Raw genomic sequence first — 26,174 nt, forward strand, 5'->3', positions numbered from 1 at the left:
GGCTAGTGGTCCTTCCCTTCGGATCGTTCGAGTGCCGCGACGATGGCGGCAGGGCTGGCGGGCAGGCTGGTGATCGTGACCCCGAGCGGGGCCAGGGCGTCGTTGATCGCGTTGATCACGGCGGGCGTGGATCCGATGGCACCGCCCTCGCCCGCGCCCTTGTAGCCACCCACGCCGGGCCCGGGGATCTCGACGTGGCCGTACTCGATGAGCGGCACCTCGGTGGCGGTGGGCAGTAGGTAGTCGACAAAGGTTGAGGACAGCGGGTTTCCGGCGTCATCGTAGGAAAGCTGTTCCAGCAGGGCGCCGCCGATGCCCTGCACGGTGCCACCGGCGATCTGGCCCTCGACAACGTTCGGGTTGATCATCGGACCGACGTCCTCGCTGACGATATAGCGCGTGATGTCGACCCGGCCGGTGTCCAGATCCACCTCGCACGTACAGGCGTGGGTGGCGTTGGCCCAGTGGATCGGTGCCGTCGGTGGAGCGGTGAAGCGCGCGGTGGCTTCGAGCGTCGCCGACATGCCCGGCGGCAGCTGCTGCGGCTCGTAGTACGCGCGGTACGCGAGATCGGCGAAGGTGACCGCCTTTTCGGCGTTGTCGCGGACCGTCGCCCGCGACCCGGCGAGTTCGAGGTCGGATTCGTCGACGCCGAGCCTGGCGGCGGCCATGGCGACGAGTTGCTTGCGCAGGATGGTGCCTGCCTCGTTGACCGCGCCTGCGGTCATCGGCGCGCTGCGGCTGCCTTGCGTGCCCGCGCCGTACGGCGTCACAGCCGTATCGCCCTGGATGGTGGCGACGTCGGCGATATCTGCGCCAAGGGCGTCGGCGGTGAGTTGAACGACGGTGGTTTCCAAACTGTTTCCGGTCGACCCGCCGTTGACGTAGACGTTGATCTTTCCGGTCGGCTCCATCCGGATCGTGCAGCCCTCGGTGGCCAGGTGACCGGTCGCCGCACCGGTCGGCTCGATATAGGCGGAGAAGCCGAGCCCGAGGTAGCGGCCCTGCGCGAGCGCCTCGGCCTGTTCTTTGCGGAAGCCCTCGTGATCGATGATCTTCACCGCCTGTTCGAAGGTCTCGATGGGGGCGACGTGGTCATAGGGCATGCCGTTGGGGTTGAAGTAGGGCATCTCTTCGCGGCGCAGCAGATTCTTGCGCCGCAGCTCGACCGGATCCATGCCCATCTTGCGTGCGGCGATGTCGAGAAGGATTTCCCGCGTGAGGGTTTCGTACTGCCACGGCCCGCGGTAGGCATGCAGGCCCGGGGTGTTGGAGAACACCGTCTTGTAGTTGAAGCTGGCCTTGGGCACGCGGTACGGGCCAGGGAAGAACATGCCGATGGCCGCGGTGGTCAGTACCGGGTAGGGGGTGGGGTAGGCCCCGACGTCCTGGATGAAGTCGATGTCGGCGGCCAGGATGGTGCCGTCGTCGGCGAAGGCCATCCGCACGTCGCCGTCGACATGGCGGGATTGCCCGGCCGACATCAGGTTCTCGCGCCGGTCCTCGATCCACTTCACCGCTGTGCCCGACCGCGCGTTCGACGTCGCGGTGGCAACCTTGCGCGCGGCGAGCATGATGCACATGTCTTCGCGCATCGGCACCACCTTCTGCCCGAAGCCGCCGCCCGTGTCGCGCATGATGACGCGGACGTGCTGGGCCGGGATGCCCAGCAACCGTGCTCCGAAGGCCCGTAGCTCGTGCGGCGTCTGGGTGGATGCCCAGATGGTCATTTCACCGGTCGATGCCACCCATTCGACGACCATGCCGCGGGTCTCGATCGGTACGGGAACGTACATCTGTTGGTAGACATGCTCTTTGACCACATGAGCGGCCGAGGTGAAGGTATCCTCGTCGGGCGGCGCCCCGGCCAGGCCGCCCGCGTTGTTGTCGGGATACGCCGCGTGCACCGCCACATCGGAGGTCAGGGCGTCGCGAAAATCGGCGACGGCGGGGAGTGGTTCGTAGCCGACGTCGACCAGATCGGCCGCGTCCTCGGCGATGTAGCGGCTCTCGGCGATCACGAGTGCGACCGGGTCGCCGACGAATTTGACCTCACCCTCGGCCAGCGGTGGTCGTGGCGTGTCCGGCAGGTCCTTGCCCGCGACGGCGTGCCAGGCCTCTTTGACGTCGGGGTTGAGATCGGCCGCGGTGAACACCGCGCTGACTCCGGGCAGGGCGAGCGCCGCAGCGGTGTCGATGCCTGTGATGGTGGCCCGTGCAAAAGGACTGCGGACAAAGCAGGCGTGCAGCATCCCGGGGCGAGCGATGTCGTCGACGAAGGTGCCGCGACCGGTGAGCAATCGGGTGTCCTCGACGCGTTCGATCCGCCGGCCCGCGTAGCGGGTGCTGACGGCCCCGGATGTGGCTGACGCCATAGACGCTCCCGATTCGTCGGCTACTTCAGCGCGTAAGTAGAGTCTGATTATCGTACATCGGAAATAATGCCTCCTGTAAAGGAGAGTCATATTTCCGCTCGGGCCGGCGAGGTGCCTTTAGGCTTGCTGACTATGCGTCGCATCGCGTTCGGGCTGCTGCTGTCCGCGGCCGCCGCGCTGGTCCCGGCACCTGTCGCGTCGGCCGTGCCTGCGGCCGCCGCCGGTCTCGTCGACATCCACACCGTGGTGCCCGACGCGATCGTCGATCTGCGGTACGCCACCGCGGACAACTTCGTCGGCCAGCAGCTCTACCCGGCCGACGCCCATTGTCTGGTGCACGAGTCGATGGCAGCCGGACTGGCCGCCGCGGCCGCGGCACTGAGGCCTGACCGGCTGGTGTTCTGGGACTGTTACCGCCCACACGAAGTGCAGGTCCGCATGTTCGAGGCGGTCCCCGACCCGAACTGGGTGGCCCGGCCCGGGACCTCGGCGCGCAGCCACGAGGCGGGCCGGTCGGTGGACGTGACCATCGCGGGCGTCGACATGGGAACCGGGTTCGACGACTTCACGCCGCGAGCCAAGGCGTATGCGACCGATGGTGTCAGTCCCGCCGAGCAGGCCAACCGCGCCAGGCTGCGGCAGGCCATGCAGTCCGGAGGGCTCTCGGTGTACTCGGGGGAGTGGTGGCACTTCGACGGCCCCGGCGCCGCCGATCCACGGCCGTTCCTCGACGTGCCTCTCGACTGAACCTCTCGACTGAACCGCGGGATCACCCGCGGCGCCGCATTTTTCGCGTGAGTCAGCTCTGACGCAGGCGCTAATTTGACTTGACGCATCGAACGTTTCGCGCCGAGGCCGTCCCGGGTATGTGTTTGCGTGTGCACACGACTCTGATGGATAACGATTTGAAACCTCAACGATTTCAAAGTGATACGAGAGACGAAGCCCATCCCTTGCACACACTACGGTCACTTGGTGCACCGTCGAACGGCCCTGAAGCTCCCGCTGGCGCTGGCAGCCGCCGCGGCTCTACCCGCCATGTCCGCGATGCCTAGCGCCGGCGCCGACACAGGACGGTGGCCGGCCGACCGTGCCAATGCGTGGTACCAGTCGCAGGGCTGGCTGGTCGGTGCGAACTACATCACGTCGACGGCGATCAACCAGATCGAGATGTTCCAGGCAGGCACGTACGACCCGCGGCGAATCGATGCCGAACTGGGTGCGGCGCGGCTGCTGGGGTTCAACACTGTACGGGTCTTTCTGCATGATCTGCTGTGGGCGCAGGACCGCGGTGGATTCTTGAGCAGACTGGCGCAATTCGTCGGAATCTCGGCCAACCACGGCATCAAACCGCTGTTCGTCTTCTTCGACTCATGCTGGGATCCGTATCCGCGGCTCGGTGCGCAGCGTGCGCCGCGACCCGGCGTGCACAACTCGGGATGGGTGCAGAGTCCCGGCGCTGAACGCATCGCCGACTCGCGCTATCGGCAGGTCCTCTACGACTATGTGACCGGCGTGATCGGCCAGTTCCGCAACGACCAGCGGGTGCTCGGCTGGGACCTGTGGAACGAACCGGACAATCCGTCCGGCCAGTACCGCTCCGTCGAACGCAAGGACAAGCAGCAGCAGGTCGGGGCGCTGCTCCCGCTGGTGTTCCAGTGGGCGCGGTCGGTCAATCCGGCACAGCCGCTGACCAGTGGTGTCTGGCAAGGCAGTTGGGGCTCCGACCGCAGTGCGATGAGCGGTTTCCAGCTCGACAACTCCGACATCATCACGTTCCACTCCTATGGCACGCCCGATCAGTTCGAGGCGCGGATCGGGGAACTGGCGCCGCTGGGACGACCCATCCTGTGTACGGAGTACCTGGCCCGCACGCTCGGCAGCACCATCGAAGGGGTGCTGCCGGTCGCCAAGCGGCACAACGTCGGCGCATACACCTGGGGACTGATCGCGGGGAAGACCCAGACGTACTTCCCGTGGGATTCGTGGAGCCACCCCTACAAGACTCTGCCGAAGGTGTGGTTCAGCGACCTGCTGCAGCCCGACGGCCGGCCCTACCGCGACAGCGAGTACCAGACGCTGCGCAAGCTCACGAGCACGCCGGGCGCAACCTAGAACAGGTCGCCGGTCTCGCCGAGCATCGCCTTGCGGATGAGTGGCAAGGGCAGTGGGCCGATCTTCACGAAAGCGTCGTGAAAGCCCTTGAGTGAGTACGCGTCGCCCATCTTCGCCTTGTAGTCGTCGCGCAGTTTCAGGATCGCCAGCTTGCCCATGGTGTAGTAGCCGTACGTCGCATCTGACGTACCGCGTTTGGCTTCCGACTCGGCGACCGGCGCCGGCTCGTGCGCTTGTTCGACGAACATCTGCTGCGCCTGTTCGACTGTCATCCCCTCGGTGTGCATCTTGATGCCGACGATGAAGCGGACATCGCGCAGCAGCGCATCCTGCAGTTGGGCCAGCCGATCCCTCGGGTCACCGCCGTGCAGACCCTCGTCGAGCATCATCTGCTCGCAGTAGTGCGCCCAGCCCTCGAAATTGCTGGCCGCGCCGAACACCTTGCGGATGTCGGAGGGATAGTCCTTGGCGTAGAGGAACTGCAGATAGTGACCGGGCCACACCTCGTGCACCGACACATTGCTGATCGCCGGGCGGTACCACTGCGCCATGAACTCGTCCTGTTCGGGCTTCGGCCACGCCGGGTCCGGCAGGGTCATGTTGAAATACGCTTCGGTGGCGACCTTTTCGAACGGACCGGGAATGTCCATCGACGCGGACGTGGTGGCCCGCAGGAAGGGTGGCGTCTCCACCACCCGCGCCGCAGGCGCAGGCGGGACGTCGACGATCTGCTTGTCACGGACGAACTGCTCGACGCTGTCGAGATTGCTTTGCGTCACAGCGAGCAGTTGCGCCGGTGGCGGGTAGTCCTTCTGCACGTCGGCCAGCACATCCAACGGCGCCTTGGCGGGATCGATCGCATGGGCCGCGTCGTCGAATGCCTGCTGGTTGCGCTTGAGATCTGCCTCCGCGATGTTCAAAAGGTCGGGTAGCGGCGTGGTGATCATCTCGTCGGCCGCCAGTACCTTGCGATAGGTGTCCGCGCCGTACGCGAACGATCCGTTGGACCGCGGTAGCAGGTCGTTCTGCAGCCAGGCCTTATAGTCGTCGAGCGCGGCGATCACCCCGGCATTTGCCTTCGCGAAATCATCAAGCAGTGTCTTGTCTTTCACCTCCGTGAATGCCGCGGGCACATCTTTGGCGAAGAAATCGCGATTGCCGTCGAGTTGGTCGATCGCGATCTGGGTGTAGATCCGTGGCGGATCGTCGAGGTTGTCGCGCGCCGCGGACAAGGCGTTCGGCATCAGCTTGAGCCGGTTGGTCAAGGACCGCAGGCGCTGCTCCGGCGGCGCGAAATTGCGCGAGATCATGACGAAGGCGTCGTTGGTGATCCCGCTGCTGTAGAGGTCAGGATCCTTCGCCCAGCGTCGAATAACCTCGTTCTGCAACAGAGTTCCATCCAGCGCGTGCTCGGTCTGTTCGAGGTCGAGCTGATTGTCGAGGGTGAGAGTGTCGGCGTCGATCCCGTCGAGGCGTGCCCGGAACGCCTTCACGGCCTCGGTGTCGGCCGCCAGGGCCGCCGCGGAATAGTCGGCGATCACGTCGTCGTACTTGTGGATACCCAGGGACGTGGCGTGGGAAGGATTCTGCCGATAGGTGTATTCGAGAATCTCAGCGGTGAGCTGCTGAAAAGCGGTGTCACCGGAACCGGCTGCGGGCTCGGCGCGCTTATCGCATGCCTGCAGGAATCCGATTGCGAGTACCAGAACGGTGAGCGTTGACCCCAGACGCTTCATGGTCGGAGGCTAAGTCACCGGGCCTGCGATGGGAAACTCTTCTGGAAATCCGCTGAGTTCAGACAGCGGGCCTGAGCCTCGACGGCGACCCGCAACGCTGCCGCCGAGCCCAGGTGCCTGCCTGCCTCGATGGCTGCCCGCGCGCCTCGGACGGCGAGTGACGGCTGGGCGGCCAGTCGTTCAGCGAATTCATCGGCAGCGTAATCGAGTTCGTCGCCAGCGACGACGCGGTTGGCCAGGCCGATACGCAACGCCTCTGCCGCGTCGATGATTTCTCCGAGCAGGATCAGCTCGCGGGCGCGACCCTCACCGACGATGCGTGGAAGTCGGAAGGTGGCACCCATATCCGGAAGCAGGCCATAGCGCGATTCGGTGAGGCCGACGCGCGCATCGGCGGCGAAGATCCGGAAGTCGCAGGCCAACGCCAATTGCAGACCCGCGCCGTAGGCGTGGCCCCGCACGGCCGCGACGCTGGGGCACGGCAGTTCGGGGATGAACTCGAAGACCCCTGCGATACCCAACCCCAGCGCGACGGTCTCCTCGTCGGGTGTGCGGCCGACGAACTGCGCCAGTGTGCCCGTCATGGCCTCGCTCAGGTCCAGGCCTGCCGAGAACGATGTCCCCGCGCCTGTGACGACCAGACACCGCAGCGTGTCATCGTCAGCCAGCAGCGCGCCGAGCCGACAGAGCTCCTCGCGCATCTGGGGGTTCAGCGCATTGAGCTTGTCCGGACGGTTCAGGGTCAGCGTGCCGATGCCGCCGCGACGCGAATAGTCGAGGGTCTCGTAGTCCTGGGTCATCGAGTCGACCGCCGGGCCAAGGGAGACAGCGGGAAGCCGAGATGGTCGAGTTTGTCGGGATTGATGACCGAGCGGACGGTGCAGATGCTGTTGCCCGCGACGTCGACGGTCAACACGTTGATGAGTCCGCCGTCGGGGTCGAAGCTGAGCAGCCCGGGCTGACCGTTGACCAATGAGCGTTGGAAGCGGGCCCCGATGCCGTGATACGCACGCACGATCCCGGCCAGCACCCGCAACACCCGGTCGCGCCCGAACACCGGTCGCGGCAGGCCGCGGCCCATGCCTCCGCCGTCGCCGTAGAACGCGACATCGGCAGCCAGCAGCTCTACGAGATTCTCGAGGTCGCCGTCCTCGGCCGCGCTGAAGAACCGCTCGGCCAACTCGGCGCGGTGCGCGGCGTCGACGTCGAAACGATGCCGCCCGGCCTCGATGTGCCGACGGGCCCGGTTGAGCAGCTGCCGGCAATTCGCGGGCTCCTTGCCGACGATGCGCGCGATGTCGTCGTAGTCGTAGGCGAACACCTCTCGCAGCAGGAACACCGCGCGTTCCACGGGAGACAGCGTTTCCAACAGCACCAAAAATGCCATCGACAGCGAATCCGATGTCGCCGCCAGCTCTGCGACATCCGAATCGGCAGACGTCAGCAGCGGCTCCGGAAGCCAAGGGCCGATGTAGGTTTCGCGCTGCACCCGCGCTGAGCGCAGATGGTCGATGGCCAGCCGCGTGGTGATGGTTGTCAGCAGCGAACGCGGTGAATCCGCTTCGCTGCCGCGGGCCAGATAGTCGAAGTAGCGGACGTACGCGGCCTGCACGACATCTTCGGCATCGGCGACGCTGCCCAGCATGCGGTACGCGATCGAGAACAGCAGTGGCCGCAGCTCGGCGGGGTCTGCCTGGTCGGTCATGGCACCTCCCTGTCTTCCCCTAGACGATTCGGCGCGGCTGGTTGTGACACGTCACATCCGAGTGCCGTCGTACGTCATCAGGTCTGCACGTCCACAGCAGAAAGGGATACGACCATGAACACCGCACTCTGGACCGCCCAGCTCATCCTCGCCGCGGTATTCGCGTTGTCCGGCACGGTCAAACTCACCATGAGTCGCCAGCGGTTGCTGGACACCGGCCAGACCGGGATCGCCATGTTCCCCATGCCGGTCGTCCGGTTCACTGCGGCCATGGAGTTGCTTGCTGTAGTCGGGCTGGTGGCGCCGGGGCTCACTCGAATCGGCTTGGTGTTCACCCCTCTCGCAGCCGCCGGCTTGTGCGTGGTGATGATCGGCGCCGCGTGGGCACACAGCCGGTTGCACGAGCCGCGCAGCTTTTTGGCCAACGCCGTGCTGTTCGGGCTGGCGGTGTTTGTGTTCGTCGGGCGGTTGCTCTAGCGAGTGATTCGGTAGCGCACGTGCGTTGCCAACGGCGAATGCTCGGTCTCGACGAGTTCCAGCTCGTTGACGGTGGTGTCGTCGAAGATGCGTTCCCCGCGTCCGAGCAGAACCGGGATGATGTCGAGGCTCAGTTCGTCGAGTTCGCCTGCCGCGAGCACCTGGCGCACCGCGGACGCGCCGCCGGCAATGTCGACGTCACCACCGCCCGCAGCGCGGGCCTGCGCCAACGCGTCGCCGATGCCGCCGGTCACGAAATGGAAGGTGGTGCCGCCGTCCATCTCGATGGGCTCGTGCTCGTAATGCGTCAGCACGAAAACCGGTGCGTGGTAAGGAGGTTCGTCACCCCACCAGCCACGCCACTGCTCGCCGTCGGCGGCCCAGTCGCCACGGATCGGGCCGAACATGTTGCGTCCCATCACATATGCACCACGAGGGCGCAGCAGGTTCGCCGTCCAACGGGCATCCACCTCATGCTGGGGCTGGTCGAGGTGCCAATGATGCAGCCGCATCCCGCCGCGGCCGATCGGGTCGTCACGGGTTTGGTCGGGGCCGGCGACGAAGCCGTCCAGCGAGATCGACATGTGTGCGGTGGTGAAGGTCATGTACTAGTAGACCGCCTGCGCGGCACAAACTCATCTGCGGTCAGTACGACTGCCCGTTGGCATACCTCTCGCGGCGGTAGTGGCGCCCGTTGCCGCGGTTGCGGCTTTTGTACGTCGGGAGCTGGGAGTCACAGTTCGGGCAGATCAGTCGCAGGTTGTCTCTGTGGTTGTTGGTCGGGTCGCCATCGATGTGGTCCAACACCAATGCCAACGGCAAGTTCTGCCAGGTGGTGGCGCCGTTGCAGATCGCGCAGCAGCCGGATTGGGCGTCGGCCAAATACTCGCGAATGTAGTGACCCTTATGGGAATCGATCCGCGCCACGCCTGTCTCAAGCCACTTCTTTGTGTGGGCGTCGCGTCGGGCCAACGCCTGGCAGGCATTGCCGCAATAGACTTTTTGGCTGCGCTTCGCGAGGGGTGCACCGCAGCCGAGACATGACCTCATGAACGGACATTACGACGGGCTACCGACAAGCTGCCGCTACATACATACCGGAGCCCCCGGTCAGGTTCGAACTGACGGCCTACGCTTTACAAGAGCGTTGCTCTACCACTGAGCTACGGAGGCGGACGGCGTCCATCCTAACGGGTCACATGTCCTGGTCGATCACCCGCTGGGAGGCGACCACGCGGGCCGCGGTGCGGCGCCGTTGCCGGGACAGCGGAATGCGGTCGGCGATGTTGCTCAGTGGGTTGACGACCGCGGTCAGGGACAGCACCGCGTCGTGCAGCGTGTCGACCATCGGTGCCAGCGCTTCCAGGCCGGGCACCAGGCGGTTGAGGGTGTCGGAGAGGTCGACGAGCTTGGCGAGCGGGCCGTCCGGATCGGCCAGGGTCTCCAGCAGGCCGTCGTCGGCGAGCAGTTTGTCGACGACGCCGTCCTCTCGCAGCAGGCGTTCGATCAGGCCTTCGTCGGCCAACAGCTGATCGGCCAGCCCTCCGGGTGAGACAACCCGCGACAGTGCACCGTTCTCGGTGGTCAGCCGGTCCATCAAGCCACCCTCGGAGGTGATCTGGTCGACCAGGCCACCTTCCTGCAACGCGCGATTGACGGGGCCGGTCTCGGCCAGGAGTTTGTCGGCGACGCCGTCCTCGCGCAGGATCCGTTCGACGATGCCGTTCTTGGCCAGCAATCGGTCGGCGAGCCCGCCGGGGGCCAGCACACGTGAGACCACGCCATCCTCGGCGGTCAGCCGGTCGGCGAGGCCCCCCTCGGCGGTGATCTGATCGACCAGGCCGCCCTCGGCGAGAGCGCGCGACACCGGACCGGTGTCGGAGTTGAGCCGATCCAGCAGCCCGCCCGGTTTGGTCAGCTGATCGACCAGTCCACCCGGCTGCAGTAGCTGATTGAGTGGGCCGTCCGGCGCGAGTGCCCGGCCGATCGGGGCATCGTCGTCCATGAGGTGGGCCAACCGGTTTGCTCGCTCCACCGCGTCGTCGAGTCCGAGCAATCCGGCCACCGAGGGCTTGCCCTGGATCGGGTTGGCGTCGTTGAGTGAACGTTGTACGACGTTGAGGGTGCCCCCGGCGATACCGAGGCCGAGGTCGGCGACGGCCAGACCGACCTTGACCGGGGCGGTGGCAACCTGGACCAGGGTTTTGCCGAGGTTCATGACGCCAGTCTAGGGGCGTGTGGCCGGCATCACCCGTGGGGTTCTCACGGGACCTTGGAGCAAAACTTTCAGGAAGCTCACAGCGAGCGCGCAGGATTAAGTCATGCGACAGCGGCAACATGGCAGGATGGCCATGCCAGCAGTGCCCGAGAGCGTCCCTGAAGCACGGATCCTTGTCGTCGACGACGAGGCCAATATCGTCGAGTTGCTGTCCGTCAGCCTCAAGTTCCAGGGCTTCGAGGTGCATACCGCGTCTAACGGTGCGGCTGCCCTCGACAAAGCCAGGGAAGTTCGACCGGACGCGGTCATCTTGGACGTGATGATGCCCGGCATGGATGGCTTCGGCCTGTTGCGGCGTCTGCGTGCCGACGGCATCGACGCGCCCGCGCTGTTCCTGACCGCGCGCGACAGCCTGCAGGACAAGATCGCCGGCCTGACTCTCGGCGGCGACGACTACGTCACCAAGCCGTTCAGTCTCGAAGAGGTGGTGGCACGGCTGCGCGTGATTCTGCGCCGGTCCGGCCGCGGCGTCGAAGAAACCCGCGTCGCGCGGTTGTCGTTTGCGGATATCGAACTCGACGAGGACACCCACGAGGTGTGGAAGGCCGGCGAGCCCGTCTCGCTGTCGCCGACCGAATTCACCCTGCTGCGCTACTTCATCATCAACGCGGGCACGGTGTTGTCGAAGCCGAAGATCCTCGACCACGTGTGGCGCTACGACTTCGGCGGCGACGTCAACGTAGTCGAGTCCTACGTGTCCTACCTGCGCCGCAAGATCGACACCGGCGACAAGCGTCTGCTGCACACCCTGCGCGGTGTCGGTTACGTGCTGCGTGAGCCGCGCTGAGGACTCTCCGCGGCGAGCCGCGCAGATGGCAATTGTCCGGCGGCATACTTCTTGAGTGGTGTTAGACCGGGTTAACCGCGCGCGCGGGCAAGGTGTGCCGCTGCGCGTGGGGTTGGTTGCCGCCGCTCTGGTCCTGGTGGCCTGCGGCCTGCTGGCGTCGGGCGTTGCCGTCACCTCGATCATGCGGCACACCGAGGTCGACCGGATCGATCAGACGTTGCTCGATGCATCGCGGAGCTGGGCATTGGAACCGCGACGCATGCCGTCCACGCCCATGGAAGGTCCGAACCCCGCGCGGCCACCGTCGAACTTCTACGTGCGCGGCGTCGACGAGGACGGGCGCACGTGGATCGCGATCAACGACCGGGAAGCCGAACCGGACCTACCCGACAACAACGATGTCGGGCCGATCCCGGTGACCGTCGGGTCGATCGGGGATTCCAACATCCAATGGCGGGCGATGACGGTGCGTTCATCGGACGGCTCGCTCACCACGGTCGCGATCGATCTGTCTGACGTGCAGTCGTCGGTGCGGGCGTTGATCTGGTCGCAGATCGGGATCGGCGCGGCCGTGCTGCTGGTGCTCGGTATCGCCGGCTACGCGGTGGTCCACCGGAGCCTGCGTCCCCTGGTCGAGGTCGAACAGACAGCTGCCGCGATCGCTGCCGGGCAGCTCGATCGTCGTGTCCCCGAACGGGATCCGCGCACCGAAGTCGGCCGGTTGTCGTTGGCGCTCAACGGGATGCTCGCACAGATCCAGCGGGCGGTGGCAGCGTCGGAGGCCTCGGCCGAGCAGGCGCGCAGCTCTGAGGAGCGCATGCGACGGTTCATCACCGACGCCAGCCACGAGCTGCGCACACCGTTGACCACCATTCGCGGTTTCGCCGAGCTGTACCGGCAGGGCGCGGCCCGCGACACCGAAATGTTGATGGGCCGCATCGAGAGCGAGTCGCGGCGCATGGGCCTGCTCGTCGAGGACCTCTTGCTGCTGGCGCGCCTCGATGCACAACGACCGCTGGAACGCCGACGGGTCGACCTGCTGACGCTGGCCACCGACGCAGTGCACGACGCGCAGTCCATCGCACCTGAGCGCAAGGTGTCCATGGAGGTGTTCGACGGGCCGGGAACACCCGAAGTGCTCGGGGACGACGCCCGATTGCGGCAAGTGCTGGGGAACCTGGTGGCGAACGCGCTGCAGCACACGCCCGAGACCGCGGGCATCACGGTGCGGGTGGGTACCGACGGGGACAACGCGGTGCTCGAGGTGTGCGACGAAGGCCCCGGCATGAGCCAGGAAGATGCCCGACGGGTCTTCGAGCGGTTCTACCGTGCCGACACCTCACGCACCCGGGCGAGCGGTGGTACCGGGCTGGGCCTGTCGATCGTCGATTCGTTGGTCTACGCCCACGGCGGGACGGTGCGCGTCGCCACCGCCCCGGGTCAGGGCTGCCGGTTTACCGTCAGCCTGCCGCGGATTGCAGATCTGCCAGCGCGGCTGTGATCTTCGCCTGGGCCTCGTCGAGGGATTCCGGCGACGGGTTGTTGTCGACGTGGGCGAACCCGAAGTCGGACAGGTTGTAGGCCGGGAAGACGTGCACGTGCAGGTGCGGAACCTCGAGCCCGGCGATGATCACCCCGGCGCGCTCCGCGCCGAAGGCCTTGCACACGGCCTTGCCGATCAGCTGCGACACCTCCATCACGCGCGCGAAAACGGCGGGCTCGACATCCTGCCAATTGTCGATCTCGGCGCGGGGCACGACGAGCGTGTGGCCCTGGGTCATCGGGGCGATGGTCAGGAACGCGACTATCTCGTCGTCCTGATAGACGAATCGGCCCGGTAGTTCGCCGTTGATGATCTTGGTGAAGACGGTCGCCATGCCCCGAGCATAGTGAGCGCTGTCTCGACCGACTCAGCCGATCAACTCGGCCAGTTCCCCGACAGTCCACGGTGGTGAGGCATGGTGGTCCCGGTAGGCGATGAAACCGGGTGTGGGACGGGTGAATTCGCCGACGAAACCGCCTGCTGCGATGAAGATCCGGCCGGTCACGTCCCGCGCGGCATCGCTGACCAGGTAGCCATAGGTCGGCGCCACGTAGTCCGGTGGCGCCGCGTCGAGGGCACCCTGCATGCTCACGTCGTCGAGCAGGCCGCGGCGGTTGAGCTCGGCGATGTGCTGCTCGTAGTCGGAGCCGGTGGACAGCCGGGTGCGCGCTCCGGGGCATACCACGTTGGCGCGCACCCCGTGCTCCTTGAGTTCGGCCGCGATCGCCATCGTGAGGCCGTTGACCGCGCCCTTACCCGCCGGGTAACCCGAGCCGCCATAGTCGCCCAGGAACGCGAACGAACTGGTGTTGACGATGGCACCGCCGCCCTGGGCCACCATCGGCGGCGCGGCGGCCCGGCACGTCTCGAACACGGTGCCCAGATGCGCGTCGAGCAGCTCCCGGAACTGCGCACTGGTGACGTTGAGGATGGACGAACCGACCGGCTCGGCGGTCCCGGCGCAATTCACCAGGATGTCGATGCTGCCGAACTCCGTAACGCACCGGTCGACCAGGGCGTCGGCCACAGCCGGATCAGACGGCGAACCGGCATGTGCCACACCGGAAATCCGCTGCGCCGCAGCATCTGCGGCTGCGGCGTCGCGGCCGCTGATCACGACGCCTGCGCCCAGTGATCCCAGGAGTTCGGCCACAGCCAGGCCGATACCGCGCGTGCCGCCGACCACGACCGCGCCGCGGCCGGCCAGTGCTCCGCTGGTCAGCTCTCGCCGTCCTGGGCGAACGTCATCGCATCCATGTTCCAGTAGCCCCGCAGATTGGTGATCAAGCCGGCGTCATCGACCTTGTAGGTGAACACCCCGCGCACGGTCGCGGTGTAGCCGTTGGGAAACCTGGTGTGCAGCACCAAGATGTAGGCGATCTCGGTCGGCGAGCTCGACGGGAAGGTCTCCTCGCAGGTGACGGTCAACGTGTTCGGAGCGATGTTGGCGTCGTAGAAGCCCGCAACGGCTTCCTTGCCGCGAACCCCTGAGCCGTCGGGGTTGGTGATGGCCTCGCCGATCGGGTCCTCGACCACGACGTCGTCGGCCATCAAGGCCAGCCAGCCGTCTCTGTCGCCGGACTGCACGCAGCGCCAGGAGGCCTGCGATGCGATCTGGACAGGCGAAAGCTCTTGGGTCTGGGTCATATTCGTCTCCTACCCGGTGAGCGGCAGCGTCTAACGCCACCACTCACCGGATCACGGTTGTCAGCGGTCGGCGTCGGTGTAGCGGATGATGCCGCGAATGTTGCGGCCCTCGAGCATGTCCTTGTAGCCGTCGTTGATCTGCTCCAGCTTGTATTGGCGCGTCACCATGTCGTCGAGGTTGAGCTTGCCGGCCTTATACATCGACAGCAGTTGCGGAATATCGTAGTGCGGGTTTCCTCCGCCAAAGATGGTGCCCTGCAGGTTCTTCTGCATGAGCGTCAGCATGGCCAGGTTCAACGTGACGTTGGTGTCAAGCAGGCTGCCGATCGCTGTCACCACGCAGGTGCCGCCCTTGCTGGTGAGGTTGAGGTAGTTGTCGATGTCCTCACCCTTGAGTTCCCCCACCGTGACGATCGTCTTCTTGGCCATCAGGCCCCACGTCACCTCGGCGACGCCCGCCATGGCGGCGAGGATGTCCGGGTAGACGTGGGTGGCGCCGAATTTGAGCGCCTGATCACGCTTCCACTCGACCGGGTCGACCACGAAGACGTGCCGAGCGCCGGCATTGACCGCGCCCTGCAGGGCCGCCATCCCGACGCCGCCGACGCCGATGATGGCCACGTCCTCGCCGGGGCGGATGTCACCGGCGCGCACCGCTGAGCCGTAGCCGGTGGTGACGCCGCAGCCGACCAGGCAGGCGACCTCGAACGGAACGGACTTGTCGATCTTCACCACCGAGCTCTTGTGCACCACCATGTACGGGCTGAACGTGCCGAGCAGAGTCATCGGGAAGACGTTCTGGCCCTTGGCCTGAATGCGGAACGTGCCGTCGGACACCGCTTGGCCGCCGAGCAGCCCGGCACCCAGATCACACAGGTTGCGCAGCCCGGCCTGACACGACGGGCACTGGCCACAGGACGGGATGAACGACAGCACCACGTGGTCGCCGGGCTCGATGCCTTCGACGCCGGGCCCGACCTCTGTGACGATGCCTGCACCCTCGTGGCCGCCCAGGACGGGGAATCCGGCCATCGGAATGCCGCCGGTCACCAGGTGGTGGTCGGAGTGGCACATGCCCGACGCTTCCATCTGGATCTTGACCTCATCCTTGACGGGATCACCGATCTCGATCTCCTCGATCGACCACGGCTGGTTGAACTCCCAGATGAGAGCACCCTTTGTCTTCATCACGTCCTGCTTTCGTTGGAGGCTTCCCGCGCCAGAGTAAGTTATCTAGGTCACATAAGGAAGGTCGCATGTGACCTTCGGGCTCACCAGATCGGAACCGGCGCTTCTCCTAGCGGGTAGTAGCCGGGCAGCTGCTCGCCGGCCAGACTCCGTTCGATGCGCTTCTGCATGCCCGCGCTGAGGTCGCCGGAGGAGATGAGCTTCATGAACATCGACGAGACGTGGCCGAAATCGAAGAAATCGCGTTGCCATTCGATCAGCAGGTCACCGTCCTGCTCGATGAGCCGGAACCAGCTCCCGCCGATACCGTAGATCTCGTCGGTGGTGCCGTCGGACTTGTTGACGATCTGCTTCCAGAAGCCGACGACCTCGCCCTGCCTGTCGTCGACCAGTACCTTCTGGTATTCGTAGACCCAGTTCTCCAGACCCTCCATCTCCAAACCCAGTGCCACGTCGCGGATTTCGTCGCGTCCGATGCACATCACGTCTTCCTTGGGGCCGATGTTCCAGCCGTACGTGGCGTCTGCGGTGTAGAAATCGGCCAGCGGCTTCCAGTCACCGGCCTTCTCGGCGTCCTTGTTGGCTTGCAGCCAGCGTTCGACCCAGTGATCCAATGCTTCGCGTGACGGCATCGCTATTCCTTCTCGGTGATGGATAGTGCTCGGGTAGGACACATATCGACGGCTCTCTCGACGTCCTCGCGGAGTGCGTCGGGTGGCTCGGGGTCGGTGATCTGCACGATGCCGCGTTTGGGCACGGTGAAGACGTCGGGGGCCTCCAATTCGCACATCGCGTGCCCCTGGCACAGGTCGGCGTCGACCTCGACGCGGTAGCAACCCATGGATGCTCACCCCTTCGTGCGTCTGCGGTACCGAACTCTGGCGGGGCGCTCGAGTTGGACCACCATCTTCGAGTGGTCGTTGCGGTATGAGTCCGCCGGCTGGGCCATCTCGAACTCGTACTCCCGCAACAACACCGAGAAGATCGCCTTGATCTGCATCTGGGCGAACGCCGCTCCGACGCAGCGGTGCCGCCCGGCGCCGAACGGGATCCAGGTCCACCGGTTGACGACGTCGGCCTGCTCGGGTTTGTTGTAGCGATCGGGGTTGAACGCATCCGGGTCGGGGAAGTCCTCGGGGATGCGATTGGAGATCGCGGGGGACGCCGCGACGAAGTCACCCTTGTGGATCGGGTATCCCTCGACTTCGAACTCTCCCTGGGCCACGCGCATCAGGATGATCAGCGGCGGGTGCAGCCGCAGTGTCTCCTTGACCACGTTGTCCAGCTTCGGGATCTGGCGTAGCGCATGGAAACTCACCTCCTGGCCGTCGGCGTAGAGCTCGTCCAGTTCCTTCTGCACCTCGGCGTAGACCTCGGCGTGCCGGATCAGCTCGATCAGGGTCCATGACGAGGTGCCGGAGCTGGTGTGGTGGCCGGCGAACATCAGCGAGATGAACATGCCGGTGATCTCGTCGGCCGAGAACCGTAGGCCGCCTTCTTCGTCCTTGATCGACACGAGCACGTCGAGCATGTCGCGATCGGACTTGTCCTTCGGTGGGTTGGCGAGTCGCTGATCGATGATTTCCTGCACCAGTGCAACGAGTTTGACGCGCGCTTCATCGCGGCGCTGGAAGCTCTCGATGGGCAGGTACGGGTCGACGTAGCACAGCGGATCGGTGCCACGTTCCAGTTCGTGGTAGTACCGCGCGAATCTGGAGTCCAGTTGTTCGCGGAATTTCAGGCCGATCAGGCACGCCGTCGAGGTGTAGATCGTCAACTCGGCGAAGAAGTCCAACAGCTCGATCTCGCCGTCGTCGCCCCAATCGGCGATGATCTTCTTCACCTCGCCCTCGATGGTCGCGGCGTGCGCTTTCATGTGGTCACCGCGCAACGCCGAGTTGTGCAGCATCTCCTTGCGCCGTTCGGGGCTGGCGTCGAACACCACGCCTTTGCCGAAGATCGGCGTCATGAACGGGTAGGCCTCGGCCTGGTCGAGATCCTCGTCGGCAGAACGGAAGAAGAACTCGTTGGCCTGTGCGCCCGAGAGCAGGATGACGTGTTTGTCGACCAGTTGGAACCAGCCGACGTCGCCGCATTCGTCACGGACGCGCTTCATCAGACCGATGGGGTCGGTCCGGAATTCCTCCAGGTGGCCGTGTTCTTCTTCGCCACCGGAAACGCGTTGTACTTCCTTGAGGGCGTTGCTCATTGGTTCGGCATCCCTTCCTCACCGAGGGCAAGCTTCTGACGGTCCTTGATGTCGGCGAGCGGAGCTTCGGGCTGAATCTCCAGGTTCGCGATGAACCCGCCGCGTGGCGTCTCGGCCACGAAGGTGATGGCGCGCGCCAGATCCGAGGCGCGCAGGAAGTAGTCGTGACGGGCTTGCCCCCATTTGGCCCAATCTTCCAGGGCCGGACCGATTTTCTCGGCGGGTAGCGTCCAGCCCATCGCGGTCCGGGTCGGCCCTGGATGCACGATCGAGGCTCGCACACCGGTGCCTTCCAGCTCCATCTGCAGGTTGGTCACCATCGCGACGAGACCGGCCTTGGCGGCGCCGTAGGCCCCCATGTGGGGGCGCTGTCGCAGGGCGACGTCCGAGCCGACGAAGATGACGTCGCCGCGCCGGCGTTGCACCATGGCGGGCAGCACCGCGGTCGCCATTCGGTTGGCCCCGATCAGGTGGATCTGCACCTGGGCCTCGAACTCGTCGGTGCTCATTTCGTAAAGCCTGCCGAAGTTGGTGTCGCCCGCGCCGGCCACCAGCACCTCGATCTCGCCCAGCGCCTCGGTGGCACCGTGCACGAACGACTTCACCGAATCGGCGTCGGTCACGTCCAGCGGCAGCGCAACCGCTTCGCCCCCAGTGGCTTTGATTTCTTCGACCAGCTCCTGGCATTTCTCGACCCTGCGTGCGCCGAGCGCGACCGGGAAGCCGTGAGCGGCCAGTTGTTTCGCGGTCGCGGCACCGATGCCCGAGGAAGCGCCGGCGACGATCGCGGGCCGCCGGTCGGGGTGCGGTTCAAAACGGGCCATTTAGCGTTTCTCCATTGTGATGGGTTCAGCGGTGGGACACCGCAATTGGCTTCAGCGGTGGGACACCGCAATTGGCAGATGCGCGAAGCCACGGACATTGCTGGAGTGGACGCGGACGGCGTTGGCTTCGTCGACCTCGTATCCGCGGATTCGTTTGAACAGCTCGGTCAGTGCCACCCTCGCCTCCATGCGCGCCAGATGGGCGCCGAGGCAGAAGTGGGCCCCGCTGCCGAAACTCACCAACTTCGAGCCGATGTCGCGGCCGATGCGGTATTCGTCGGGGTTGTCGAAGGCGCGTTCGTCGCGGTTGGCGGACCCGGCCAACAGCAGCAGCACATCACCTTGTGGGATGGTCGTGTCATAGACGGTGAAGTCCTCGACCACGGCGCGGGCCAGGATCTGGCTCGACGTGTCGTAGCGCAGCGTTTCTTCGACCCAGGGGGTGATGAGGCTGTGATCGTCGAACACCGGCGCCAGCTGGTCCGGATTCTTGTAACCCCAATATGCGGCATTGGCAAGAAGTTTCGTGGTGGTCTCGTTACCCGCCACCACCATGAGGAACAAGAAGGCCATGATTTCGTCATCGGTGAGTTTGTCGCCGTCGATCTCTGCCTCGACCAACGCTGAGGTGAGATCATCGGTGATCTGATTGCGCCGTTGCTTCACCATGTCGGCGTAGTAGATCAGCAGTTCGGCTGAGGCCTGCACGGCTGAGGCAGGGACGTCGGCCACCCCGTCTTCCCGGTGCATGACACCGTCGGCGAGGGCACGAATCCGGACTCGGTCCTCCTCCGGGACCCCCATCAATTCGGAGATGACATCCATCGGGAGCTTACCGGCGAATTCATCGACGTAGTCGAAGCTTTCGTGTTCGAGCGCGGCCTCAAGATGCTGGACGGCGATCTCGGTGACTCGGCCCTCCAGCTCGCGGATGCGCCGGGGCGTGAATCCCTTCGACACCAGGGTACGCAGCCGCAGATGGGCCGGATCGTCCAGCGCCAGAAAGGACATCACGCGGTGGGCCTCGTCGTTGCGGGAGATCGGGTCCAGCGATACGCCGTGCTTGTTGGACAGGGCGGTGCTGTTCCTGAAACCTCGCAGCACGTCGCTGTGCCGCGACAACGCCCAGAAGTTGAGCGTGTCGTTGCGGTAGAGCGGAGCCTCGTCGCGCAGCCGCCGGTAGTACGGGTAGGGGTCCTCGTGCAGGTCGTAGTCGTACGGATCGAAAACCAGTTCTGGGGCTTTCACGCTCATTGGTCCTCTCCCAGGATCAGTCCGACCACATAGGTCAGCCGGTCGGCGATCTGGTGGTAGGTGAAGGCGCCGCTGCCGGCATTGACCAGTGCGCCGAAAAACGTCATCTCCAAGGCCGAGACGATGCGCGGATCGGCGTCGGGGCCGACCGCGGAGCGGATGCGTTTGTGGATCTCGGCGCCGATGCGGTCGCGGACGGTGCGCACCGCGGGATCGCTGCCGCCACCGAGCAGGGCCGTGGTGCACGCCGCGGCGACTTCCGGCTCGTCGGCGACGACCAGCGTCAGTGCGCGCAGCGCCTTGTCGACACGCGTCGGCATCGCGTCGTTGACGTCGGTGAAGTACGGAACCTTGTTGACCAGGTCGAGGTACACCTCGGCGATCAGGTGGTTCTTCGAGGAGAAGTAAGTGTAGGCAGTCGCAGGCGCGACCTTCGCGCGGCCGGCAACGGCGCGCACCGTCAGATCGGCGTACGAGGACTCGCGCAGCATCTCGATCGCGGCGGCGAGGACCTTGCGAAAAGTCTCTTCCTGCCGACGGTTGCGCGGTGTTTCTGTGACGGCTGCCACGGCATCGCTGGACACCTGTCCAAATTATCTGACGACCCGCACGTTGGGCAAGGGTGGAACGCATATTCGCAGCTCATGTCGCTAACAATGGTTGTATGCGGCGTCGCCTCCCGGTCCGGTCTTGCGGGTCTTCGGGCTCTGAGGCTATGGTTCGAAATGAGACAGCCGGACAGTTGTCCAGAATTCGTGAAGTGGAGTTCACCGATGCCGGTACTGGCCGATCGTCAGAGTCAACTGCTCATCGACGGCAAGCTCGTCGCCGGCCGCGGCGGGGTGTTCGACACCGTCAACCCCGCGACCGAAGAGGTGCTCGGCGTAGCGGCCGACGCCGATGCCGAAGACATGGGCAACGCCATCGAGGCGGCGCGGCGAGCCTTCGACGACACCGACTGGTCGACCAACACCGCACTGCGGGTGCGTTGCCTGCGTCAGCTGCGAGACGCATTGCAGGAGAACGTGGAAGACCTGCGTGAGCTGACCATCGCGGAGGTCGGTGCGCCCCGCATGCTCACTGCGGGTGCGCAATTGGAAGGTCCCATCGGCGATTTGGCGTTCTCAGCCGACACGGCGGAGAACTATCAGTGGCGCACCGACCTGGGACACGCTACCCCGCAGGGGATCCCGACCAACCGCGTGGTGGCGCGCGAAGCCGTCGGTGTGGTCGGCGCCATCACGCCGTGGAACTTCCCGCATCAGATCAACCTGGCCAAGGTCGGACCCGCATTGGCGGCAGGCAACACCCTGGTTCTCAAACCTGCTCCGGACACGCCGTGGGCCGCAGCGGCTGTCGGCCAGATCATCGCCGAGCAGACCGATTTTCCGGCCGGGGTGATCAACATCGTCACGTCCAGCGATCACGCTGTCGGTGCGCTGCTGTCGAAAGACCCTCGGGTGGACATGGTTTCGTTCACCGGGTCGACCGCGACGGGCCGCGCGGTGATGACCGACGCCGCGTTGACCATCAAAAAGGTGTTTCTTGAACTCGGCGGCAAGTCGGCGTTCCTGGTCCTCGACGACGCCGACCTGGGCGGCGCGTGCGCGATGGCGGCCTTCACAGTCGCCATGCATGCCGGGCAGGGCTGCGCCATCACCACCCGCTTGGTGGTACCGAGATCCCGATATGACGAGGCCGTCGAGGCGGCCGCCGCAACGCTCGGATCACTCAAGCCCGGTGATCCCAACAGCAAGCGCACGGTGTGCGGGCCGCTGATCTCTGCGCGCCAACGGGTTCGGGTGCAGTCCTACCTGGACCTGGCTCTGAAGGAGGGGGGTCGCTTCGCCTGTGGCGGCGGACGGCCCGCCGATCTGGATACCGGTTACTACATCGAGCCGACGGTGATCGCCGGACTCGACAACTCGGCGCGGGTGGCCCGCGAGGAGATCTTCGGGCCGGTGCTGACCGTGATCGCCCACGACGGCGACGACGACGCGGTCCGCATCGCCAACGACTCGCCGTACGGGCTGTCCGGCACGGTGTTCTCCGGCGACGACGCCCGCGCCCAGGCCGTGGCCGCGCGGATGCGCGTCGGCACCGTCAACGTCAACGGCGGCATCTGGTACTCGGCGGACGCACCTTTCGGCGGCTACAAGCAGTCCGGGATCGGCCGGGAGATGGGTGTGGCCGGCTTCGAGGAGTACACCGAGATCAAATGCATTGCCACGCTGGCCGGTTGAGACGTTGTCGAGCCGCCAGTTGTGACACGCAATCTCACGAGCACCGGGTATTGACTGGCCATTCGACGGGAAAGGATTGAGACATGGGACAATTCGACGACAAGGTGGCCATTGTCACCGGAGCCGGTGGCGGCATCGGCCAGGCATACGCCGAAGCGCTAGCGCGCGAGGGCGCGGCGGTCGTGGTGGCCGACATCAATACTGAAGGCGCGCAGAAGGTCGCTGACGGCATCAAGGGCGAAGGCGGGTCGGCGCTCGCGGTCCGGGTCGACGTATCCGACATCGACTCGGCCAAAGACATGGCAGCGCAGACACTTTCGGAATTCGGCGGCATCGATTACCTGGTCAACAACGCCGCGATATTCGGTGGCATGAAGTTGGACTTCCTGCTCACGGTCGACTGGGACTACTACAAGAAGTTCATGAGCGTGAACCTCGACGGTGCGCTGGTGTGCACCCGGGCGGTGTACCGCAAGATGGCCAAGCGCGGCGGTGGTGCCATCGTGAACCAATCCTCGACCGCAGCATGGATGTACGCGAACTACTACGGCCTGGCCAAGGTCGGTATCAACGGCCTCACCCAGCAGCTGTCCCGGGAACTCGGCGGCCAGAACATCCGTATCAATGCCATCGCCCCCGGCCCGATCGACACTGAGGCCAACCGCAGCACCACGCCGCAGGAGATGGTGGCCGACATCGTCAAAGGCATCCCGTTGTCCCGCATGGGCCAGCCGGAGGATCTGGTCGGCATGTGCCTGTTCCTGCTGAGCGATCAGGCCAAGTGGATCACCGGGCAGATCTTCAACGTCGACGGCGGACAGATCATCCGATCATGACGTCCAAGTACGGATACATCGGTCTGGGCAACATGGGTGCCCCGATGGCCAAGCGCCTGGCCGAATGGCCGGGCGGATTCATCGTGTACGACGTGCGAGCCGAGGCTCTCGCGCCCTTTGCCGAACTCGGGGCGTCGTTGGCCGAGAGTGTGGGCGACGTCGCCGACGCCGACATCATCAGCATCACAGTGCTCAACGACGAGCAGGTGCGGTCGGTCGTGGCCGAACTGGCGGCAAAGGCCAAGCCGGACACTGTGATCGTGATCCACTCGACCATCAGCGACACCACCGCCGTCGAGCTCGCCGAGCAGTACAAGCCGCAGGGCATCCATATCGTCGACGCCCCGGTCAGCGGCGGTGGGGGAGCCGCGGAGAAGGGCGAGCTGGCCATCATGGTCGGCGCCGAGCGGCCCGTCTACGAGCGGATCAAGCCGGCGCTCAAGCAGTTCGGCTCGATGGTGATCCACGCCGGCGAGCCCGGTGCGGGAACCCGGATGAAGCTGGCCCGCAACATGCTGACATTCACGTCGTATGCCGCGGCAGGTGAGGCGATGAGACTGGCCGAGGCAGCCGGCCTGGACCTTCAGGCGCTCGGCCGGGTGGTGCGGCATACCGACGCGTTGACCGGTGGTCCGGGCGCCATCATGCTGCGTGACGACATGTCCGAGCTGACGCCGGATCACTGGCTTTACGACGCATTCACCCACACCCGCGGACTCGGCGAGAAGGACCTCAGCCTGGCCCTCGGTTTGGGTGAGGTTGTCGGCGTTGATCTTCCGATGGCCCACGTGGCCTTGCAGAGGCTGGCCGATGGTCTCGGCGTGCCGCATACGAAGGAGTCGTGATGGACGAGTTGCGCGCCAAGGGCCTGTCCAAGATGAACGAGGTCTACGGCTGGGAGATGCCCAACATCGAAGGTGACCCGTACTTCGACCTCACCGTGGATCATCTGTTCGGCACCATCTGGACCAAGCCGGGACTGTCGATGCGTGAGAAGCGGTTGATGACGTTGTCGGCGGTGACCGCACTCGGGTTGCAGGATCTCGCTGAGGTTCAAGTGAACGCAGCCCTGCTCAATGGTGAGTTCACCGAGGAAGAACTCAAGGACATCGCTATCTTTCTCACCCACTACGTCGGTTTCCCACTCGGTTCCGGCCTCAACGGCACGGTATCGAAGGTGGTCGCGAAGCGGCGAAAGGCGGCCGAGAAGGGACTTGGCGAGGACAGGCGCGCCAATGTGAACGCCGCAGTCAAGATGAACACCGGAAGCGAGCTCGATGACCAGTAGGTACGCCTCGCTGTCCCACGCCGAGCTGGTCAAGCTGGTTCCCGAGCTGCTGCTCATGGGACAGCTGATCGACCGCTCCGGGATGGCTTGGTGCATATCGTCATTCGGACGCGAGGAGATGCTGCAGATCGCCATCGAGGAGTGGATGGCGTCCAGCCCGATCTACACCAAGCGGATGCAAAAGGCGCTGAACTACGAGGGTGTCGACGTCATCACCATCTTCAAGGGGCTGCAACTCGATATCGGTGCGCCGCCACAGTTCATGGACTTTCGGTACACCGTGCACGATCGCTGGCACGGTGAGTTCCAGCTCGATCACTGCGGCGCCTTGCTGGACGTCGAGCCGATGGGTGACGACTACGTCCGCGGCATGTGCCACGACATCGAAGACCCGACATTCGACGCGACCGCACTCGCCACCAACCGACGCGCGCAGGTCCGGCCCATCCACCGCCCGCCGCGGACCCCGGCCGATCGACAGCCGCATTGCGCGTGGACGGTGATCATCGACGAGTCCTATCCGGAGGTCCCCGATATCCCGGTACTGGACGTGATTCGCCAAACCCACGCCGCCCAAACGGTTCTCGATGACATTGACCCGTCGCAGCCCGGGCAGTCCGATTACTCGGGCCCTTTGGTGTCCGACTTCGACTTCGCCGCCTTCTCGCATTCCGCGCTGGTCCGGATGGCCGACGAGGTGTGTCTGCAGATGCACCTGCTCAACCTGGCGTTCGTCCTCGCGGTCGGCAAGCGGGCCGGCACTGACACCGCGCTTGCCGCCGATATCTGCGTCAAGCAGCTGATCGGCGTGGCAGGCGTTGGCGCCGAACGCATTCACCGCGCGCTCGGGTTGCCCGGCGGTATCGAGGGTGCCGTGCGTGTGCTTGAACTGCATCCCCTGCTGAACCCGGCTGCCTACGTCAGCGCGGAGTTCGGGCCCGACACCGTGTCGGTGCGGCGCTCGCCGGCACACGAGGACGGTGCTTGGGTGTCATTGACCGGGCCTGCCGAGATCCGGCCGTTGCAAGCCATCGTCGCTGCCGTCGACCCGCATTTGGCCGTCGAAGTGAGCGGCTCGGATGCCGAGTGGACAGCGCGGATTATTGAAAGCGACTCGGCAGCAAAGGAATTCAGTGAGGTTGCGGTGGTCAAGTTCAGTGGCGGCGCGTCGTTTGTCTTCGAGCCACGGAAGTCACTGCCGCTGACTGTGGTGTGAGGGGTTGTCTACCCGCCCAAGCGGTGTCAGGCAGGCGCGAGCATCAGGGATCCGTTGCCCCATGGGTTCAGGGCGCCATCGGTGCCTCGTATGGACCTGATTGTCTTTGCCGCGGAGATAATCTCGGCGGGCACCGATGGCTTTGGCCGGGTTCGCGCGGTTTTCGAGTACCAGCAGGCCGGCCTTCCAGTCGTCGAAGTTGTTCTGGATCACTGCGGGTCCGACAATCATCTCGATGAAGTCACGCTCCGTGTACTCATGGAAAGGCGCGTTTCGTCCCAGCCCCATGACACGAAATCGCTGAGATACCCTGACTTATTCTGGTACAGAAGGCTTTCCATGCCCACCCTGGGGTCTGATCGTTGTAGGCGATATCCATGGATTGCCTGAACGCTCCGCAGCTCGTCAGCAACAGGCAGAACTGTAGGACGGGTCCTGCCCGTCGCCGCCGGT

Annotated in this window: 28 protein-coding genes and 1 tRNA gene; 10 read left to right on the top strand and 19 right to left on the bottom strand. The window is 65.2% G+C overall.

Features of this window, described 5'->3' with window-relative positions; genetic code table 11:
- Positions 1–2: 2 nt before the first annotated feature.
- Entirely contained in the window at positions 3–2,375 is a 2,373-nt protein-coding gene (locus tag RMCB_RS31810; protein WP_062831935.1) for a xanthine dehydrogenase family protein molybdopterin-binding subunit, read from the bottom strand.
- A 132-nt stretch (positions 2,376–2,507) separates the two neighbouring features.
- Here RMCB_RS31810 and RMCB_RS31815 point away from each other — a divergent pair, with 132 nt between their 5' ends.
- Positions 2,508–3,122 carry a M15 family metallopeptidase gene (locus RMCB_RS31815; RefSeq protein WP_062831936.1) on the top strand — a complete coding sequence of 205 codons (615 nt, stop codon included), beginning with the start codon at positions 2,508–2,510 and terminating at the stop codon, positions 3,120–3,122.
- Between the two features lie 228 nt (positions 3,123–3,350).
- Positions 3,351–4,490 carry a glycoside hydrolase 5 family protein gene (locus RMCB_RS31820; RefSeq protein ID WP_062831937.1) on the top strand — a complete coding sequence of 380 codons (1,140 nt, stop codon included), beginning with the start codon at positions 3,351–3,353 and terminating at the stop codon, positions 4,488–4,490.
- On the opposite strand, the gene RMCB_RS31825 is transcribed toward RMCB_RS31820, so the two are convergent.
- The 3 genes from RMCB_RS31825 to RMCB_RS31835 are packed head-to-tail and all read right to left on the bottom strand — an operon-like array spanning position 4,487 to position 7,931.
- Positions 4,487–6,226, bottom strand: coding sequence for a DUF885 domain-containing protein (locus RMCB_RS31825; RefSeq protein WP_062831938.1), 1,740 nt, complete (start codon positions 6,224–6,226; stop codon positions 4,487–4,489). The two genes, RMCB_RS31820 and RMCB_RS31825, sit on opposite strands and share 4 nt — an antisense overlap.
- Before the next feature lie 14 nt (positions 6,227–6,240).
- The gene (locus tag RMCB_RS31830; RefSeq protein WP_062831939.1) at positions 6,241–7,026 is read right to left on the bottom strand and encodes an enoyl-CoA hydratase/isomerase family protein; all 786 of its coding nucleotides are present in this window, start codon (positions 7,024–7,026) and stop codon (positions 6,241–6,243) included.
- On the bottom strand, positions 7,023–7,931 hold the full coding sequence (locus tag RMCB_RS31835) for an RNA polymerase sigma-70 factor (protein WP_062831940.1): 909 nt from the start codon (positions 7,929–7,931) through the stop codon (positions 7,023–7,025). The genes RMCB_RS31830 and RMCB_RS31835 overlap by 4 nt, the downstream gene beginning before the upstream one ends.
- Before the next feature lie 114 nt (positions 7,932–8,045).
- Here RMCB_RS31835 and RMCB_RS31840 point away from each other — a divergent pair, with 114 nt between their 5' ends.
- Positions 8,046–8,408, top strand: a complete 363-nt coding sequence (locus RMCB_RS31840; protein ID WP_062831941.1) for a DoxX family protein — start codon at positions 8,046–8,048, stop codon at positions 8,406–8,408.
- Here RMCB_RS31840 and RMCB_RS31845 read toward each other — a convergent pair.
- The 4 genes from RMCB_RS31845 to RMCB_RS31860 form a co-directional block, all read right to left on the bottom strand.
- A complete protein-coding gene (locus RMCB_RS31845) occupies positions 8,405–9,013 on the bottom strand; it encodes a dihydrofolate reductase family protein (RefSeq protein WP_062831942.1) in 609 nt (202 codons plus the stop codon). The two genes, RMCB_RS31840 and RMCB_RS31845, sit on opposite strands and share 4 nt — an antisense overlap.
- 40 nt (positions 9,014–9,053) lie before the next feature.
- Positions 9,054–9,458 (bottom strand): HNH endonuclease family protein, encoded by a 405-nt coding sequence (locus RMCB_RS31850; RefSeq protein WP_062831943.1) that lies wholly within the window; start codon positions 9,456–9,458, stop codon positions 9,054–9,056.
- Positions 9,459–9,509: 51 nt separating this feature from the next.
- Positions 9,510–9,581 (bottom strand) — tRNA-Thr (locus tag RMCB_RS31855).
- A 22-nt stretch (positions 9,582–9,603) separates the two neighbouring features.
- Positions 9,604–10,626, bottom strand: coding sequence for a hypothetical protein (locus RMCB_RS31860; protein ID WP_029374155.1), 1,023 nt, complete (start codon positions 10,624–10,626; stop codon positions 9,604–9,606).
- 127 nt (positions 10,627–10,753) lie between these two features.
- Between RMCB_RS31860 and RMCB_RS31865 the strand changes: the two genes are divergently transcribed.
- Positions 10,754–11,473, top strand: a complete 720-nt coding sequence (locus RMCB_RS31865; protein ID WP_029374156.1) for a response regulator transcription factor — start codon at positions 10,754–10,756, stop codon at positions 11,471–11,473.
- Between the two features lie 58 nt (positions 11,474–11,531).
- Positions 11,532–12,974, top strand: coding sequence for a sensor histidine kinase (locus RMCB_RS31870; protein ID WP_062832012.1), 1,443 nt, complete (start codon positions 11,532–11,534; stop codon positions 12,972–12,974).
- On the opposite strand, the gene RMCB_RS31875 is transcribed toward RMCB_RS31870, so the two are convergent.
- From RMCB_RS31875 to RMCB_RS31920, 10 genes are all read right to left on the bottom strand, one after another.
- Complete coding sequence (locus RMCB_RS31875; protein ID WP_029374158.1) at positions 12,934–13,350, bottom strand: HIT family protein; 417 nt, start codon at positions 13,348–13,350, stop codon at positions 12,934–12,936. The genes RMCB_RS31870 and RMCB_RS31875 overlap by 41 nt on opposite strands.
- Positions 13,351–13,383: 33 nt before the next feature.
- Positions 13,384–14,202 (bottom strand): SDR family NAD(P)-dependent oxidoreductase, encoded by an 819-nt coding sequence (locus RMCB_RS31880; protein ID WP_201028378.1) that lies wholly within the window; start codon positions 14,200–14,202, stop codon positions 13,384–13,386.
- 32 nt (positions 14,203–14,234) lie between these two features.
- Positions 14,235–14,663 (bottom strand): nuclear transport factor 2 family protein, encoded by a 429-nt coding sequence (locus RMCB_RS31885; RefSeq protein WP_062831944.1) that lies wholly within the window; start codon positions 14,661–14,663, stop codon positions 14,235–14,237.
- 60 nt (positions 14,664–14,723) lie between these two features.
- On the bottom strand, positions 14,724–15,851 hold the full coding sequence (locus RMCB_RS31890) for an NDMA-dependent alcohol dehydrogenase (protein ID WP_062831945.1): 1,128 nt from the start codon (positions 15,849–15,851) through the stop codon (positions 14,724–14,726).
- A gap of 83 nt (positions 15,852–15,934) precedes the next feature.
- Positions 15,935–16,483: a nuclear transport factor 2-like protein gene (locus RMCB_RS31895; RefSeq protein WP_062831946.1), complete on the bottom strand. Its 549-nt coding sequence runs from the start codon at positions 16,481–16,483 to the stop codon at positions 15,935–15,937.
- Between the two features lie 2 nt (positions 16,484–16,485).
- The gene (locus tag RMCB_RS31900) at positions 16,486–16,692 is read right to left on the bottom strand and encodes a ferredoxin (RefSeq protein WP_062831947.1); all 207 of its coding nucleotides are present in this window, start codon (positions 16,690–16,692) and stop codon (positions 16,486–16,488) included.
- Between the two features lie 6 nt (positions 16,693–16,698).
- Positions 16,699–18,060 carry a lanosterol 14-alpha demethylase gene (locus tag RMCB_RS31905; protein ID WP_062831948.1) on the bottom strand — a complete coding sequence of 454 codons (1,362 nt, stop codon included), beginning with the start codon at positions 18,058–18,060 and terminating at the stop codon, positions 16,699–16,701.
- The gene (locus RMCB_RS31910) at positions 18,057–18,884 is read right to left on the bottom strand and encodes an SDR family oxidoreductase (protein ID WP_062831949.1); all 828 of its coding nucleotides are present in this window, start codon (positions 18,882–18,884) and stop codon (positions 18,057–18,059) included. Before RMCB_RS31910 ends, RMCB_RS31905 begins: the two co-directional genes overlap by 4 nt.
- Positions 18,885–18,935: 51 nt before the next feature.
- The gene (locus RMCB_RS31915) at positions 18,936–20,138 is read right to left on the bottom strand and encodes a cytochrome P450 (RefSeq protein WP_062831950.1); all 1,203 of its coding nucleotides are present in this window, start codon (positions 20,136–20,138) and stop codon (positions 18,936–18,938) included.
- Positions 20,135–20,722, bottom strand: a complete 588-nt coding sequence (locus RMCB_RS31920; RefSeq protein WP_062831951.1) for a TetR/AcrR family transcriptional regulator — start codon at positions 20,720–20,722, stop codon at positions 20,135–20,137. The genes RMCB_RS31915 and RMCB_RS31920 overlap by 4 nt, the downstream gene beginning before the upstream one ends.
- Before the next feature lie 189 nt (positions 20,723–20,911).
- On the opposite strand from RMCB_RS31920, the gene RMCB_RS31925 reads away from it, so the two are divergent.
- The 5 genes from RMCB_RS31925 (at position 20,912) to RMCB_RS31945 (ending at position 25,721) form a co-directional block, all read left to right on the top strand.
- Entirely contained in the window at positions 20,912–22,381 is a 1,470-nt protein-coding gene (locus RMCB_RS31925; protein ID WP_062831952.1) for an aldehyde dehydrogenase, read from the top strand.
- Positions 22,382–22,464: 83 nt separating this feature from the next.
- Positions 22,465–23,217: an SDR family oxidoreductase gene (locus tag RMCB_RS31930; RefSeq protein WP_029369900.1), complete on the top strand. Its 753-nt coding sequence runs from the start codon at positions 22,465–22,467 to the stop codon at positions 23,215–23,217.
- On the top strand, positions 23,214–24,062 hold the full coding sequence (locus RMCB_RS31935) for an NAD(P)-dependent oxidoreductase (RefSeq protein ID WP_062831953.1): 849 nt from the start codon (positions 23,214–23,216) through the stop codon (positions 24,060–24,062). Before RMCB_RS31930 ends, RMCB_RS31935 begins: the two co-directional genes overlap by 4 nt.
- The gene (locus tag RMCB_RS31940; protein ID WP_062831954.1) at positions 24,062–24,505 is read left to right on the top strand and encodes a carboxymuconolactone decarboxylase family protein; all 444 of its coding nucleotides are present in this window, start codon (positions 24,062–24,064) and stop codon (positions 24,503–24,505) included. The genes RMCB_RS31935 and RMCB_RS31940 overlap by 1 nt, the downstream gene beginning before the upstream one ends.
- A complete protein-coding gene (locus tag RMCB_RS31945) occupies positions 24,495–25,721 on the top strand; it encodes a hypothetical protein (protein WP_062831955.1) in 1,227 nt (408 codons plus the stop codon). The genes RMCB_RS31940 and RMCB_RS31945 overlap by 11 nt, the downstream gene beginning before the upstream one ends.
- Here the strand turns inward: RMCB_RS31945 and RMCB_RS35915 are convergent.
- The gene (locus tag RMCB_RS35915) at positions 25,698–26,009 is read right to left on the bottom strand and encodes a hypothetical protein (protein ID WP_131805596.1); all 312 of its coding nucleotides are present in this window, start codon (positions 26,007–26,009) and stop codon (positions 25,698–25,700) included. The two genes, RMCB_RS31945 and RMCB_RS35915, sit on opposite strands and share 24 nt — an antisense overlap.
- Positions 26,010–26,174 lie beyond the last annotated feature (165 nt).

This window comes from Mycolicibacterium brisbanense (genome assembly GCF_001570425.1).
In the GTDB taxonomy this organism is placed as follows: Bacteria; Actinomycetota; Actinomycetes; order Mycobacteriales; family Mycobacteriaceae; genus Mycobacterium; species Mycobacterium brisbanense.